Below are 13,560 nucleotides of genomic sequence, written 5' to 3' on the forward strand. Positions count from 1 at the left end.
ATACCCACAGTTTTACGAATTGCGGCGACGGGCAAAAAAAGAGCCGCGAAAGCGGCTCTCAAGGTAAAACAGGGAGAAAAATCAGACCAATTCGCCGTATGGAGAAGATGCCTGAGGTCCAGAAGAACTGGACATGTATAGTAATCTCTCAGAAAGCTTAATTTTTGGTTAATGGTAAACGAAAGACTGCCCCGTAATATTCATGTTCGGATACTGGCGGAGCCTTATCTTACGGTGGCGGAAGTGCAGTCGCGTGTCTATTCTGAAGCGCGCATCAGGATCGGAAGAGATTTTCCGCTGCCTGTCTTCCGGCGGATTTCCGTGTCCTCTCCTCTTCGAGTCGGATGATTTCGGCTTGCAGAAGATCGATACGGCTGCTCAACTCGTCCACCGAAAGAAGGCTGAGATCGCCGCCAATCTCATGCGCTGCCGGTTTTTGAGGACGGTCATCGTCAAAGAGGCTCATATACCTGCTCCTTTTTCCACATAATCGCCATCGTCGTCTGGATATTGCGGCGCGCGCGGGTCAAGCGCAATACTTTCCGGCGTCACGAGCGGTGAGGGTGTTGTTGGCATCATCGTCGAGAAATTGTCTTTTTCCTCGGTTGAAAGCGCAGCGCGCCGGCGGCTTCTGATGATGGCGTAGGCGGTGATGAGCAGATGCGCCACAGCCGTCACCAAGAACAGCGCATAGGGGCCGGAATAGGTCATGATCGCGCCGCCGAACGTCGGGCCGATGATGGTGCCGATGCCGTAAAGCAGAAGCAGGCCACCGGAAACCTTGACGAAGTCTTCCGATGCGGCGAAGTCGTTGGCATGGGCCACGGCGATGGGATAAAGCGCGTTGGCGGCGGCACCGTAAATGGCGATCATGGGGATGAGCACATAGACATCATGCGGCTGCACGGCCGCGACGGCCAGGCCCGCGACAGCGCCAACCCCGGCCAGCCCGGCCAGCACGTAGCGGCGGTCTATCCGGTCTGAAAGCCGGCCTGCGGGAAATTGCGCCAGCGCACCCACGAAAATCGTGACGGACACCATGATCGCGATCATGGTCGGATCCAGCCCTGCCCGCGCACCGAAGACGGCGCCGAGCGTACCGTAAGCGCCGTTGGCAATGCCGATCATCAGGATGCCGACGAAAGAGACCGGTGAGTTGCGGTAAAGGGCCGGCAGGTCCAGCTTCACCTTCTGCAACGGCTGTGGGCTCGCAGCTTTCGAAAGCGTGGCCGGCAGAATGGCGATGCAATAAATGATGCCGCAGATCATGAACAGCGAGGTATTGCTGATATCGCCCATCGGCACGATCATCTGCCCCGCCACGACACCGAGCAGCGTGATGGCGATATAAAGCGAGAAGATCATGCCACGACTTTCATTGGTGGCGCGCTCGTTCAGCCAGCTTTCGATGATCATCGAGGTTCCGGCCGTGCAGAAACCGGTCAGCGCGCGCAGCGCGATCCATGAGGTGTCGTCGATGATAAGGCCGGTCATCAGCACCGTCAGGCACACCAGCGCCACGAAGGACCCGAAAGCCCGCACATGGCCAGCGCGGCGCACGATGGCGGGCGCGACAAAGCAGCCAACGACGAACCCCGCCGCCCAGGAGGTGCCTAGAAAGCCAAGAATTTCATTGGAATAACCTTCCGCTGAACCACGCACCGGCAGCACGAGGCCCTGAAGGCCATTGCCGAGAAAAAGAAACAGAGTGCTGGATAAAAGAGCGAATACGGGTAGAAGATTTCTGCTCATGAAAACACTCTCATGCGTTCGGACGGACGGTCGGACAGGTCATAGGACGGGCGTTACCCGAATGAGTTGCACTCTTCTGGTGAACGGTAAAAATGTCCAGCCTGTGACGATGCAGAAATAAAGAAAAGGCTCAATAAATGACGAAGGCGATCGGCCTTTTTTTACTGCTGGCCATGGTGGTCCAGATCATCCGGCCGCTCGGTCTGCCCGGCCTGAAAAAAAGAGGCGATTGCTGGAAGATCGCGGTTGCCGCCTTTGTCATCTGGTCGGTGACGCTGCTTCTGCGCCCGTAACGCAAAAGCCGCCTGTCGGAATGGTTTCAAAGGCTGGCAAAGTGCGAATATCTCCACCGCGCCATTCCCGTATCTGTCCAGACCCGTTCAGGCAGACGGAGGCCCGGAATCGGGGACGACTGACAATGTGTGCTTGAGGCATTTAAGCGCGAAACAGGAGCGGGAGTGGCGCACACCCTCGATCTTGTAAAGCTTGCGGCGCAGAAACTGCTCGTAGCCCGCGGTTCCCGCCACCGCCACCTTGATGAGATAATCATATTCGCCGGTTGTCAGATAGGCTTCCAAGACTTCGGGAAGAGCGGCCATGGCTTCACCGAAACGTTCCAGAACCTCATCGTCGTGGCGGTCCAGCATGATCTCGATGATCACCGTTTCGGTCAGCCCCAGATGGGCCTGATCGAGAATGGCGGTATAGCCGCGAATGACCCCTTCGTCTTCCAGCCGCTTGACGCGCTGCCAGCAAGGGCTGGGCGACAGCCCCACCTTTTCCGATAGCTCCGTATTGCTCAGCCTGCCGTTCTCCAGCAGGGCCCGCAATATTTTGCGGTCAATTCTGTCCAGCGGCTTCGTCATGCCGGCCTCCCTGAAATATATCGCAAAAAAATCTGCCGTCCGTGGGGTCGCTCGCGAAAGAAGTGTTTTCCGAAGGGCGCTTTGGCGGCGCCATTCGAAAGCACCTTTGGCTCGTCTTTGAGTACCGTACTGCAAGGTACAGGCAGCAGGGAGGAGCAGGCATGGCACCCACACGGCAACAGCATTTTCCAAGGCCGAGAACGCTGATACATCCCGGTATTTCTTCGCCGGTGCGCATCAACAGCCTGCGCTCGCCGTCTGCGCGCCATATGCGGCTGTTCATCGCGCCGGGGTGCAGCCTTTACGATGGCATCGTGCGGTCTTTGGCCGCAAACGGCATCGAAAATGCCTCTTTGACCATTCTTGGCGGTTATTTCGACATCCTGTCCTATTGCGTGGCCCCACCCGATCCTTCCGGCAGGGCGGTCATCGCCTATACGAAACCCATCGACGCGGGGGCGGCCTGGCTGGTTTTCGGCAATGCCACGCTGGGGCGGAGCATGAAGGGCGAGCCGATCGTGCATTGTCATGCCGCCATGCGGACTGCGGCGGGTGTGGTCAAAGGCGGCCATTTGCTGACGGAATCCTGTATCGTCGGAGAAGGCGGCATTTCCGCACTTGTGACTTCGCTCGACAGTTTCGTGCTGCAGCAGTCCTTCGATCCCGAAACCAATATTCCCCTTCTTCAACCCAGGAACCGCGCGGAGCACGCCGATGAACACGCATAACACTGTCGAATCCGGCTCCATGGGCCGTGTGGCCTATGCCCGCATCGCACCCAATGAAGATCTCGTGCTCGGCGTGGAGAAACTGTGTCTGGCCGAAGGTTTCCGCAACGCCTTCGTGCGTGGCGCGCTGGGCAGTCTGGTGGATGCGTGCCTCGGCACCCGCAGCGGCGCGTTTTTGCAGATAAACGGTCCTGCCGTTGAGATCGTTTCGATTGCCGGCGAGGTGCGCGCCCAGCCAGATGGTTCGCTGCGCGCCGCGCTGACCGGCGTTGTCGCCGATACCGATGGCGCGGTTTACGGCGGTCCCTTCATTGCCGGCGCCAATCCCGTATGCATGACCTTCGAGGTGACGCTGGAAGAATGGTTGCCTGTGGAGAAACCGCAGGCGGCGTGAGGTACGGTAAGGCGGGCGGTGGAGTTGCACGGCGCAACTCATGCGGCCGCCCCCTGTGTTTCGGTCAGAAGCAGTTCGAAAGTGACGCAGACCGGGTTCTTGCCGCGCACCAGCCGCCCGCCGCTGATCTGCGTGGTAAGATCGACCATCGCAATATCCAGCATTGCCCGTTCGCCACCCGTGGCGGAGGGGTGGATGCGGCCATTGCGGATGAGGATTTCGCTGGCATAGGCGGTGAGACTTGTTCCGTCTTCATAATCCGCACCAATCAGGCTGCCGATACCATTGATCTCGGCCTCCCGCAGGTCGAATTGTTTGCAGGCGGCTTCAAGCGCTGTGCAGATATCGGTATTGGGCCGCACGGTGCACAACAGCGCCCGGAGCCCTGCATCTTTCCGGTTGCGCGGCTGCGGGATGGGCGTGAAGAGGGGGAAGTTGGTTTCCTCATCCTTCTGCACGTCCAGGATCGCGCCATCCAGCGCCAGCGCCTCGAGCGGTGTTTTCCCGGCAAATTCGGACTCCAAAGGCAGCAAGTGTCCCATGGATAGAACGCCTTCGGCGCTTTTCCACGAACCATGGCAGTGCAGGAACGGCTGACCGTCGCGTCGCCCCATATGCAGGCCGGCATCGATGATCGTGCCTCCCGGCATGGAGAATGTCTCGCTATACCAAGCGGCATGGGCCTCATCGGGGGCGGCCGCGGGCATGACATAGTGCAACCGCTTCATCGGCACATTTTTCAGTCTGACATAACCGCCATCGAAACCCTGTTCGACAAAGGCTTCTGCAATCGCCTCGTTGACGCAGACACCGGTTTTGGCATTCAGCCTGACCGGATGGGCGTGGCAGACGACGACGCGGAAGCGTTCGGGTGTTGGCGGTCCCGGATGGACGATACTGCGCGGAAGCCCCTCCGGGGGCATTGTCGTCATACTGCAAGCCCTGCGGTAATGAAGCCACCGTCTACGGCCAGCACCTGACCGTTGATGTAGCTCGCGTCGTCCGACACAAGGAAAGCCACGGCAGAGGCGATCTCGTCCGTCCTGCCATAGCGGTGCATGGGAACGCGGCTGTGCCACTGGCTGCGAACATTCTCCGTATGAACCGCCTGGGTGAGGGGGGTATCGACAGGGCCGGGCGCAATCGCGTTGACGCGAATGCCTGATTGCCCCAGCTCGTTCGCCATAACCATCGTCAGAAGATTGACGCCGCCTTTTGAAGCGCCATAAGCGCTGCGGCCGCGATTGCCGCACATGCCGGAGACCGAGCTGATATTGACGATCGAACCGGAAATTGCGCGGTCCAGCCAGTAACGCGCGGCGGTGCGGGCCACGGCGAAGCTGCCGACGAGATTAACGTCAACGATACGACGGAATTCTTCCACGCTGGTATCGACCGAAAGCTTGTCGATGCCGATGCCGGCGCTGTTGACGACGGCCACCAGATCAACGGCATGATCCGCGCCGCCTGCCGTCAAGGCGGTGAAAGCTTCCTCTATAGACGTCTCATCCGCCACGTTGCAGACGATGCCGCGCGAGGCATCGATCCCGAGTTTTCCGCAAGCGGCATCCAGCGCCTCACGCTTGAGATCCAGTAGCCATGGCTGCCAGCCGCGCGCCATCAACAGCTGCGCCGTGGAAAAGCCGATACCCGATGCGCCGCCGGTGATGGCGACAGCGCCTTTCATCTCTCTCGTCTGCTGTGTCATACCGTCTCCTCCCGGTTATACGTTGCGGCCTTCAGCCGGTCAGTTTTTCCTCGAAAACCGGCATCTGGCCGCGCTTTTCCAGCTCCTCGCGGATCATCTTCTTGGTGATCTTGCCATAGGCGGATTTTGGCATGGCATCCCAGAACACAATGGCTTTCGGCAGCTTGTAACGGGCCATCTTGCCGTCGAGATAGGCTTTCAGGTCGATGCCGGCGATATCCGCGCCCTCCCGCGCCACGCAGACGGCGACGCCGACCTCGCCCCACACCGCATCCGGCACGCCCAGAACCGCTGTTTCGCTGATATCTGGGTGCATGAGGATTTTCTCCTCGATCTCACGCGGATAGATGTTCGAGCCGCCGGAAATATACATGTCGGAGGCGCGGCCGGTGATGTATACGAAACCGTTCTCATCGCGGTGGCCAAGATCGCCGGTGCGGAACCAGCCGTTGCGGAACGCTTTGGCATTGGCGTCGGGATTATCGTAATAACCCGCGAAAACAGCGGGACCGATCACGCAGATTTCGCCGGTTTCACCGGCCTGAAGCTCCTCGCCCGCATCGTTCTGGATTTGCACTTCCATGCCGGTGCGATCAAAACCGCAGGTGCCGATCCGCGCATCAGGGCCGTCTTCGGCGGTGTGGAAGGAAGGCGGCAGCACGGTGATGTTGCCGGTCACTTCGCCGAGGCCGAAATATTGCACCAGCACCGGGCCGAGCTTGGCGAGCGCCCGTTTCTGATCGGCACGATACATGGGCGCGCCGGCATAGATAACGTAGCGCAGCGAGGAATGATCGAAACGATCCACGGAAGGGTCTTCGATCAGCATTTTCAGAATGGTCGGCACGGTGAAGGCATTGGTTACGCGCCATTTCTCGATCAGCGCCCACACCGCGGGCACATCGAGCTTTTCCGCGGCCGGAAGCACCGTTTTTGCCCCATGCGCCACCTGCACCAGCTGGTGAATGCCCGCGCCGTGCGAAAGCGGCGCAACGACGATGGAAGCGTCGCCCGGTCCGGTGCCGGGCATCAGATCGCAGAGATGGTTGGTGATGACAAAGGCCATCTGGCCATGGGTCAGCACCGCAGCCTTGGGCCGGCCCGTCGTGCCGGAGGTGAAGAAGAACCAGCAGGGATCGTCCCGATCCACCGCCTCGCTTTTCACTTTCTGACCCAGATGGCGGGCCACGATAGTATCGTAGTCCTCGCCGAATTCGGCCGTGCCAATGGCGATGGTGAAATCGATCGCGGTCGTCTCACGGCTGGCCCTTGCATGCTCGGGAAAAGCGCTGGCGCAGATCATGCCGCGTGCGCCGCTGGCTTTCGCCAGATAGGCGACCTCGTCGGGCGACTGGCGATAATTGGTCGGCACCCAAACCGCGCCCACGCGAAAGCAGGCGAACATGGATTCGAACATCTGGTTGTTGTTGGAAGACTGCACCAGAATGCGGTCGCCTTTCCTGACGCCGAATTCGATCATCAGCGCCATCGCCATCGCATCGACGCGGGCGTCCATTTCAGCCCATGTCCAGCTCTTGTCACCCCATACGAAGCCGATGTCGGCAGGGTTGCGGAGCGCAGCCTGGGTCAGGAAATGCGAGAGGTTCATGACCCGCGTGGTCGAAGGCGCAACCCCGCCCGGAGGATGTATCGTCATTTCACGCGCTCCATGATCGAGACATAGTTGGCAACCGCAGTCCCTCCCATGTTGAAAACACCGGCGAGCGAGGCGCCGGGGATCTGCATGTCGCCCGCTTCGCCCATCAATTGCATCGCCGCCATGACATGCATGGAAACGCCGGTCGCCCCGACCGGATGCCCCTTGGATTTCAGCCCGCCGGAGGGGTTGATCGGCAGACGCCCGGTTTTCAGGGCTGTGCCTTCGCGCACCACCCGATGGCCTTCGCCGGGCTTCGCCAGCCCCATCGCCTCATATTCGATGAGTTCGGCAATGGTGAAACAATCATGGGTTTCGACGAAGGAGAGGTCGTTGAGCGTCGCCCCGGCGAGTTCCAGCGAACCTGCCCAGGCGCGGCGTGCGCCCTCGAAGGCCAGCGGATCGCGGCGGCTCAGCGCCAGAATGTCATTGACATGCTTGCGGCCCCTGAAACCGATGGCGCGGTTGAGTGTCGCTGCGGTTTCCTCATCGGCCAGAATGATGGCGGCAGCGCCGTCGGAGATCAGCGAGCAGTCGGTGCGGCGCAGGGGGCCTGCGACATAGGGGTTCTTATCCGATACCATGTTGCAGAAATCGAAGCCGAAATCCTTGCGCATATGGGCATAGGGATTGACCGCGCCATTGGCATGGTTCTTGGCGGCGATCATCGCCAGTTCTTCGGAACGATTACCATAGCGCTGGAAATAGGCCTCAGCGATACGTCCGAACTGGCCGGCAAAGCCGCCGGAAATATCGGCTTCCTCAGCACGGTAGCAGGCGGATAGAAGGATTTCACCCACCTCGGCGGTTGGCAGCGCCGTCATTTTTTCGGCACCGACAACGAGCGCGATGCGCCCGCGTCCCGCCTCGATGAAATCCATGGCGCTGTAAAGGGCGGCCGATCCCGTCGAGCAGGCGTTCTCGAAACGCACGGCGGGCGTATAGGCGAGGCGCTCATCGCCCATGGCCACCAGCGCGCCTTGAAAATCCTGCTTCGAGAAACCGTTATTCATCACGCCGACGAAAATGCCGTCTATATCGCCGACATCGACGCCGGCATGGTCTATGGCCGGCGCCACGACCGAAGCCATCAGTTGCTCGGTATTTTCAAGGGCCGATTTGCCGAAAGGCGAGTGCGCCCAGCCGACGATCTGTGCTTTGCTCATTTGCTCGTTCTCCTTGTTTGCCGTTTCGCGTCGCCTTCGCCGCGTGTGCGGGCGCGGCTGGCCATCATTTCCGCAATGCGTGTCTCGATGCGGGTTACTTCCTCGCGCAGCACTGCCGCCAGTTCCGGCTGACGCTCCGGCCGCATGCGGCTGTCGACGGCGGCAATGCTCAACGCCCCCGCCACCGCGCCATCCGGGGTTCGGATGGCAACGCCGATACCCCAGGAATTCGAGAGGATCAGACCCGGATTGAGCGAATAACCATTGGTTCTCGTCAATTCGACGTCGCGGCGCAGTCCGTCAAGCGTGATGCCGGGATAGTTCGCGGCGATCAGCCCGCTATTGGCGGCAATGACGCTTTCCACCTCGGCGTCGGGCAGCGCCGCCAGCATGGCGAGCGATCCCGCGCCTATGCCCAAGGGGTGCTCGAAACCGGCCTGAAGCGCGTGGGTGCGCACCGGCCAGGTGCCTTCTTCGCGATAAAGGCACAGTGCAAACGTGTCGCGGCGCACGGAAAGGAAGCTCGAATCCTCAGTGCGGCGGGAAATGCGCGTCAGACTGTCCTGGGCCATCTGCAGCAAGCCGAAACGGCGCGATGACAGGCTGCCCAGCACATAGGCTTCCTCGCCCAGATAATAACGCCGCGTTTCCTCATCCTGCTCCACCAGGCCTGCGCGGATCAGCGCCAGCAGCAGGCGGCGGGCCGTGGGCTTGTTCAGCCCGCTTTCGGTAACGATGACCGAAAGCGCCACACCGCGTTCGGCATGACGCCCCACCATCGATAGAAGTCCCAGCGCCCGGTCTACCGCGCGCGCGCCTGTCAGGTCGCTTTCTGTGGGAACCATCGTGGCCATATCAGGAGAACGCTCCCACCGCACAGCTTTGCCCGCCATCGACCGGCAGGCAGACGCCGGTGATGAACTTGGCTTCATCGGATGCCAGAAAGACTGCCGCGCGGGCGATATCGAAGGCATCGCCCATGCGTCCGACCGGGACCGCGGCATTGCGCGCCGCCACCATATCTTCGACGGAGGCATATTGATTGCTGATCTGCTTGTAGATCAGCGGCGTATCGATCATTCCGGGCAGAACGCAATTGGCGCGAATGCCTTGGCGGGCATATTGCATGGCCAGCGCCACGGTCGCCTGGTTTACGGCGGCTTTCATGGCGTAATAGGCAAAATAGGGATAGCCGGTCCAGCGAATGGAGGCGAGCGAGGAGATGTTGACGATGGCCCCGCCGCCTTGCGCCAGCATTACCGGCAGTACGGCCTTGGCGGTGCGATAAACGGAGCCGATATTGAGATCGACCGAGGCTCGAAAGCGTTCCTCATCCAGCTCGACCGGGCCGCCCATATGGGTCACGCCGACATTATTGTGCAGGATATCGATGCCGCCGAAGACCTCGCAGGTCCGAGCAACCGTGGCCGATACGGAATCGAGCTTCGTCACATCGGCAGCAATCGCAATCGCCTCGAAACCTTCGCCTCGAATGATCTGTGCGGTTTCCTCGGCCGCGTCAACGGAGAGGTCGACACAGGCCACACGCGCGCCTTCGCGGGCAAATTGCATGGCCGCGGCCTTGCCATTGCCGAAACCCGGACCAGATGATCCTGCGCCAAAAACAATGGCGCGTTTTCCCGTCAGGCGACCTGTCAAAACAGTCTCCATTACAATCGTCAGAAATAGTCGGGTCGGCCCCGCCTGACGCGGGGCCAGTTATTCAGCGGACCGATCAGGTCAGGCTGGCGCCAACGGCCTTTTCGAGAATGGCCCAGGCTTCATCGCCATATTTGCCCTTCCATTCGGAATAGAAACCGGCTTCCTTGAGGGTTGCACGGAAGAGTGAGGCGTCCGTGTCGTTGAAGGTCATGCCCTTGGCAATCAGGTCTTCCTTCACCGAGGCGTTGAGTTTCGCCACATCGGCCCGCTCGTCCTTGCCGGCCTGATTGAGGTTTTTGGCAACGATGGCGCGCAGGTCATCCGGCAGGCGCTCCCAGGCGCGCTTGTTTGCCAGGAACCAGAAGCCGTCCCACATATGGTTCGTGACCGAGCAGAATTTCTGCACTTCGAACAGCTTGGCGGTAGAAATGATCGCCAGCGGGTTTTCCTGGCCATCGACAACGCCGGTCTGCAAGGCGGTGTAGACTTCAGCGAAATTGATCGAGGCAGGGGCAGATTTGAACGCCTTGAACATCGAGGTCCAGAGCGGGCTGACCGGCACGCGAATCTTGAAGCTTTCGAGATCGGCCGGCGTGGCGATGGGCTTCGAAGCGCTGGTGATCTGGCGGAAACCGTTATCCCAGATCGTGTCCATGGCAACGAGGTTCTGCTTGGCGATTTCGCCGCGCACATATTTGCCGAGATCGCCATCCATGGCCGCCCATACCGAATCGTAGTTCGGGAAGGCGAAGCCGATGCCGCTGATGGATGCATTCGGCACCAGCGTCGAGAGGATCAGAGGCGAAAGCGTAAAGAATTCAACACCGCCCGAACGTACCTGGCTCAACACATCGGTATCAGCGCCCAACTGGCTGCTGGGGAAGATGTTGATATTCACCTGGCCGTCGGTTTCCTTGGCGATACGGTCAGCCGCCTCCTTGGCGCGGATGTTCATGGGGTGCGCGGCAGGCAGGTTGTTGGCATATTTATAATTGAATTGCGCAGCGCGGGCGCGCGACACAAAAGCGGTGGCAAGAACGGCGGAACCGGCGCCGGCCAACACGGTACGTCTGTTGATATTCATTGCTTTCTCCTCCCAAAATAAAAGCATATGTCATTCATCGGCGTGGCGGATGGACCCGCCACGGTCTCAGAGCAGAATTGTCGAGAAGCCCGGAATTGCTGCAATCAGCAGCAGACCGATGACCATGGCTGCAAGATAGGGCCAGATGGCGCCCATGGCCTCATCAGGCGAGACGTTGCCAATCTTGCAGGCGATGTAGAAACCGATGCCGATGGGCGGCGCCATCAGGCCGATATTCATGGCGACCACCACGACCATCGAATAATGGATGTCGTTGATGCCGAGTGTGCGGGCGATGGGGAACATGATCGGTGCAAGCAATACGATTGCCGGCAGGCCTTCCAGCACGCAACCGAGGATCATGAAAATCAGGATCGACACGACCATATAGGTCATCCAGCCGCCCGGCAAATCGGTGATCATCGCGGTCAGCTGGAAGGCAAAGCCGCTCTGCGTCAGCCCCCAGGCCATCGCCGAGGCGCAGCCGAGGATCAGCAGGATCGCGCCGGAGAGGGCTGCCGTCTCCACCAGCATCGAATAGAGCTTTTTGAAGCTGATGCCGCCGTAAAGCACTGCGCCGATGATCAAGGCATAGAGTACGGCGATGGTGGAAACCTCGGTTGCCGTCGCCACGCCGCCGCCGACCAGACTGCGGATGAGGAAGGGCAAAACCAGCGCCGGGGCGGCAATCAGGGCCGCCTTGCCCACCAGTGGCCATGGGGTGCGTTTTGCGCCTTCCATGTTTTCATGGCGCGCCTTCCAGCGGGCCAGAACGGCCAGCACCAGAAGCAGCACCATGGCGATCATGAAGCCGGAGGTGAAGAGGCCTGCAATCGACACGCCAGCGGCCGAACCGAGAACGATCAGCACGATGGAGGGCGGAACCGTATCGGCCATAGCGGCGCCGGTGGCCAGAAGCGCAATCATTTCCTTGGGCTTGTGACCGCGACGCTTCATTTCGGGAAACAACGCCGGTGCAACCGTCGCCATATCCGAAACCTTGGAGCCGGAAATGCCCGAGACCAGAAACAGCGAGCCGAGCAGCACATAGGACATGCCCGCGCGAATGTGGCCGAACATCGAGGATAGCAGCTCCACAATCGCCTTGCCCATGCCGGTGGCGTCGAGCACGCAGCCCAGCAGCACAAAAACAGGAACCGACAATAGGATGATGCCCGACATGCCTTCGTCGATGCGCCCGATCATCACGATGGTCGGAACCCAGGTGGTAGAGGTCAGGTAGGCGAGGGTTCCAAGGCCGAAACAGAAGGCGATCGGTACGCCCAGCACGAGAAACAACGCCACGAACAGGCCGAGGAAGATCGCCAGATTGAAATTGCCGAAAGTTTCGAGCGTCGGCGATGCCAGATAGAGCAGGCCGGAGGCGACCGCGACGGTGACAATGGCTGCGACGATGTCCCGCAGATTTTCCCTGCGGAAGAGGTTGTTGAGAACCAGCAGCAGCATAAGACAGCAGCCAACCGGCAATGCCGCGGCGCGGTAGGACATTGGAATATTCAGCGCCGCCGAGGTAACGACCCATTCCTCAATGGCATATTCTATCGCCGGCTTGATAATGGCCGCAAGAAATGTCGCCACCAGCACGAGGGCGAGCGAATTGACATAGCCCAGAATGCGCTGCGGAAACATGTTGAGAAACAGCGTCAGGCGCAGATGTTCGCTGCGGTCGATGGCAATTGCCGCACCCAGCATGGCAAACCACAGGAAGCTCAACGACGCCGTTTCATCGATCCAGACGATTGGCAAATGCAGGGCATAACGCGACGCCACGCCCAGCAGAAGCAGGCCGATCATCACCGCCAGCAGCACCGCCGCCACGGCCTCAATGGGTCGCATGAACCACGAGCCTGTTACCGGGCCGGTATGCAAAAGCTCTCCATCGAGTACAAATACGTCGTCATTCGCGTTTGCGGTCATGGTTATCGGGGCCTCCTCTCCCACAGAACAACCTTCGCAACGGACTGCGGCAGACAAAGAGAATTTTACCCACGCCGAGGCCGTAATCGTGGCCTGCGCATCAGGATATATCTGTCATTGCCAGACCGGCGAGACCCCTCCAAAAGCCTGAAACTAGCGGTATATTGCCTCCACAATATGGACCGTTAAATAACTGTGCATTCGGGATACACAGGAAAATTGCCAAAATCAACTGTATAAATGCAGTATTGCGTGGTTTTCATTGCATGTTTACAGGTCCACATAGTGGATCGTATTGTAATTGATTGAAATTCATCTGTGAGGTAACGAGTACGCAGCAATTTCCGGGGCTTTTCGAGAGCCCGTCGAGACGAAAGCGCTTATGGTGCCGGGCGATCCGGATTGTCTGGCGCTATGCGCTGGAGAAGCCGGGGAGCGCATCCGCTGTCTATTGCGGCAATGACGGTCATAAAGTCGTCAGGTCGCACGGCTTCAGCGGATAAGGCTGCCCATGGTGGACATGCTTCCACGCAGGTAGCGATGCACAATCAAACGGTTGAGAATTATCAGTCAGGTAAAATGAAAGACGATTGGGTCCGTGTGAC

General features: G+C 59.7%; 14 protein-coding genes. 3 read left to right on the forward strand and 11 right to left on the reverse strand.

What is annotated here, in order from left to right:
• Positions 1-274: 274 nt before the first annotated feature.
• Together PL599_RS20110 and PL599_RS20115 are read right to left on the reverse strand one after the other, a co-directional pair.
• Positions 275-466, reverse strand: a complete 192-nt coding sequence (locus PL599_RS20110; protein ID WP_077984877.1) for a DUF1192 domain-containing protein — start codon at positions 464-466, stop codon at positions 275-277.
• Positions 463-1,752, reverse strand: a complete 1,290-nt coding sequence (locus tag PL599_RS20115) for an MFS transporter (protein ID WP_077984876.1) — start codon at positions 1,750-1,752, stop codon at positions 463-465. Before PL599_RS20115 ends, PL599_RS20110 begins: the two co-directional genes overlap by 4 nt.
• Positions 1,753-1,889: 137 nt before the next feature.
• Between PL599_RS20115 and PL599_RS20120 the strand changes: the two genes are divergently transcribed.
• Complete coding sequence (locus tag PL599_RS20120) at positions 1,890-2,045, forward strand: hypothetical protein (RefSeq protein WP_003520354.1); 156 nt, start codon at positions 1,890-1,892, stop codon at positions 2,043-2,045.
• A gap of 87 nt (positions 2,046-2,132) precedes the next feature.
• Here PL599_RS20120 and PL599_RS20125 read toward each other — a convergent pair whose 3' ends face one another.
• Entirely contained in the window at positions 2,133-2,618 is a 486-nt protein-coding gene (locus PL599_RS20125) for an Lrp/AsnC family transcriptional regulator (RefSeq protein ID WP_137411389.1), read from the reverse strand.
• A gap of 161 nt (positions 2,619-2,779) precedes the next feature.
• Here PL599_RS20125 and PL599_RS20130 point away from each other — a divergent pair, with 161 nt between their 5' ends.
• Together PL599_RS20130 and PL599_RS20135 are read left to right on the forward strand one after the other, a co-directional pair.
• Positions 2,780-3,346: a DUF296 domain-containing protein gene (locus PL599_RS20130; protein WP_269823813.1), complete on the forward strand. Its 567-nt coding sequence runs from the start codon at positions 2,780-2,782 to the stop codon at positions 3,344-3,346.
• The gene (locus PL599_RS20135) at positions 3,333-3,740 is read left to right on the forward strand and encodes a PPC domain-containing DNA-binding protein (RefSeq protein ID WP_162520610.1); all 408 of its coding nucleotides are present in this window, start codon (positions 3,333-3,335) and stop codon (positions 3,738-3,740) included. Before PL599_RS20130 ends, PL599_RS20135 begins: the two co-directional genes overlap by 14 nt.
• 38 nt (positions 3,741-3,778) lie before the next feature.
• Here the strand turns inward: PL599_RS20135 and PL599_RS20140 are convergent, their stop codons facing one another.
• From PL599_RS20140 to PL599_RS20175, 8 genes are all read right to left on the reverse strand, one after another.
• The gene (locus PL599_RS20140) at positions 3,779-4,672 is read right to left on the reverse strand and encodes a PCC domain-containing protein (RefSeq protein WP_269823812.1); all 894 of its coding nucleotides are present in this window, start codon (positions 4,670-4,672) and stop codon (positions 3,779-3,781) included.
• Entirely contained in the window at positions 4,669-5,448 is a 780-nt protein-coding gene (locus PL599_RS20145; protein ID WP_077984873.1) for an SDR family NAD(P)-dependent oxidoreductase, read from the reverse strand. Before PL599_RS20145 ends, PL599_RS20140 begins: the two co-directional genes overlap by 4 nt.
• Before the next feature lie 31 nt (positions 5,449-5,479).
• Positions 5,480-7,105, reverse strand: a complete 1,626-nt coding sequence (locus PL599_RS20150; RefSeq protein ID WP_269823811.1) for an acyl-CoA synthetase — start codon at positions 7,103-7,105, stop codon at positions 5,480-5,482.
• Positions 7,102-8,271 carry an acetyl-CoA acetyltransferase gene (locus PL599_RS20155; protein ID WP_269823810.1) on the reverse strand — a complete coding sequence of 390 codons (1,170 nt, stop codon included), beginning with the start codon at positions 8,269-8,271 and terminating at the stop codon, positions 7,102-7,104. The genes PL599_RS20150 and PL599_RS20155 overlap by 4 nt, the downstream gene beginning before the upstream one ends.
• Entirely contained in the window at positions 8,268-9,125 is an 858-nt protein-coding gene (locus PL599_RS20160) for an IclR family transcriptional regulator (protein WP_142914111.1), read from the reverse strand. The genes PL599_RS20155 and PL599_RS20160 overlap by 4 nt, the downstream gene beginning before the upstream one ends.
• Before the next feature lies 1 nt (position 9,126).
• Positions 9,127-9,930: an SDR family NAD(P)-dependent oxidoreductase gene (locus tag PL599_RS20165; protein ID WP_170985604.1), complete on the reverse strand. Its 804-nt coding sequence runs from the start codon at positions 9,928-9,930 to the stop codon at positions 9,127-9,129.
• A gap of 76 nt (positions 9,931-10,006) precedes the next feature.
• Positions 10,007-11,017 (reverse strand): TRAP transporter substrate-binding protein, encoded by a 1,011-nt coding sequence (locus PL599_RS20170; protein WP_003520342.1) that lies wholly within the window; start codon positions 11,015-11,017, stop codon positions 10,007-10,009.
• A gap of 66 nt (positions 11,018-11,083) precedes the next feature.
• Positions 11,084-12,961 (reverse strand): TRAP transporter large permease, encoded by a 1,878-nt coding sequence (locus PL599_RS20175; protein WP_269823901.1) that lies wholly within the window; start codon positions 12,959-12,961, stop codon positions 11,084-11,086.
• Positions 12,962-13,560 lie beyond the last annotated feature (599 nt).

Origin of the sequence: Agrobacterium sp. ST15.16.055, assembly GCF_027956555.1 — a bacterium.
In the GTDB taxonomy this organism is placed as follows: Bacteria; Pseudomonadota; Alphaproteobacteria; order Rhizobiales; family Rhizobiaceae; genus Agrobacterium; species Agrobacterium salinitolerans.

Bases quoted from the DNA above. Each gene is read 5' to 3' on its own strand.
- PL599_RS20145 (WP_077984873.1), bottom strand. From the start codon at position 5,448: ATGACACAGCAGACGAGAGAGATGAAAGGCGCTGTCGCCATCACCGGC.
- PL599_RS20135 (WP_162520610.1), top strand. From the start codon at position 3,333: ATGAACACGCATAACACTGTCGAATCCGGCTCCATGGGCCGTGTGGCC.
- PL599_RS20140 (WP_269823812.1), bottom strand. From the start codon at position 4,672: ATGACGACAATGCCCCCGGAGGGGCTTCCGCGCAGTATCGTCCATCCG.
- PL599_RS20120 (WP_003520354.1), top strand. From the start codon at position 1,890: ATGACGAAGGCGATCGGCCTTTTTTTACTGCTGGCCATGGTGGTCCAG.
- PL599_RS20125 (WP_137411389.1), bottom strand. From the start codon at position 2,618: ATGACGAAGCCGCTGGACAGAATTGACCGCAAAATATTGCGGGCCCTG.
- PL599_RS20170 (WP_003520342.1), bottom strand. From the start codon at position 11,017: ATGAATATCAACAGACGTACCGTGTTGGCCGGCGCCGGTTCCGCCGTT.
- PL599_RS20150 (WP_269823811.1), bottom strand. From the start codon at position 7,105: ATGACGATACATCCTCCGGGCGGGGTTGCGCCTTCGACCACGCGGGTC.
- PL599_RS20115 (WP_077984876.1), bottom strand. From the start codon at position 1,752: ATGAGCAGAAATCTTCTACCCGTATTCGCTCTTTTATCCAGCACTCTG.
- PL599_RS20155 (WP_269823810.1), bottom strand. From the start codon at position 8,271: ATGAGCAAAGCACAGATCGTCGGCTGGGCGCACTCGCCTTTCGGCAAA.
- PL599_RS20130 (WP_269823813.1), top strand. From the start codon at position 2,780: ATGGCACCCACACGGCAACAGCATTTTCCAAGGCCGAGAACGCTGATA.
- PL599_RS20160 (WP_142914111.1), bottom strand. From the start codon at position 9,125: ATGGCCACGATGGTTCCCACAGAAAGCGACCTGACAGGCGCGCGCGCG.
- PL599_RS20110 (WP_077984877.1), bottom strand. From the start codon at position 466: ATGAGCCTCTTTGACGATGACCGTCCTCAAAAACCGGCAGCGCATGAG.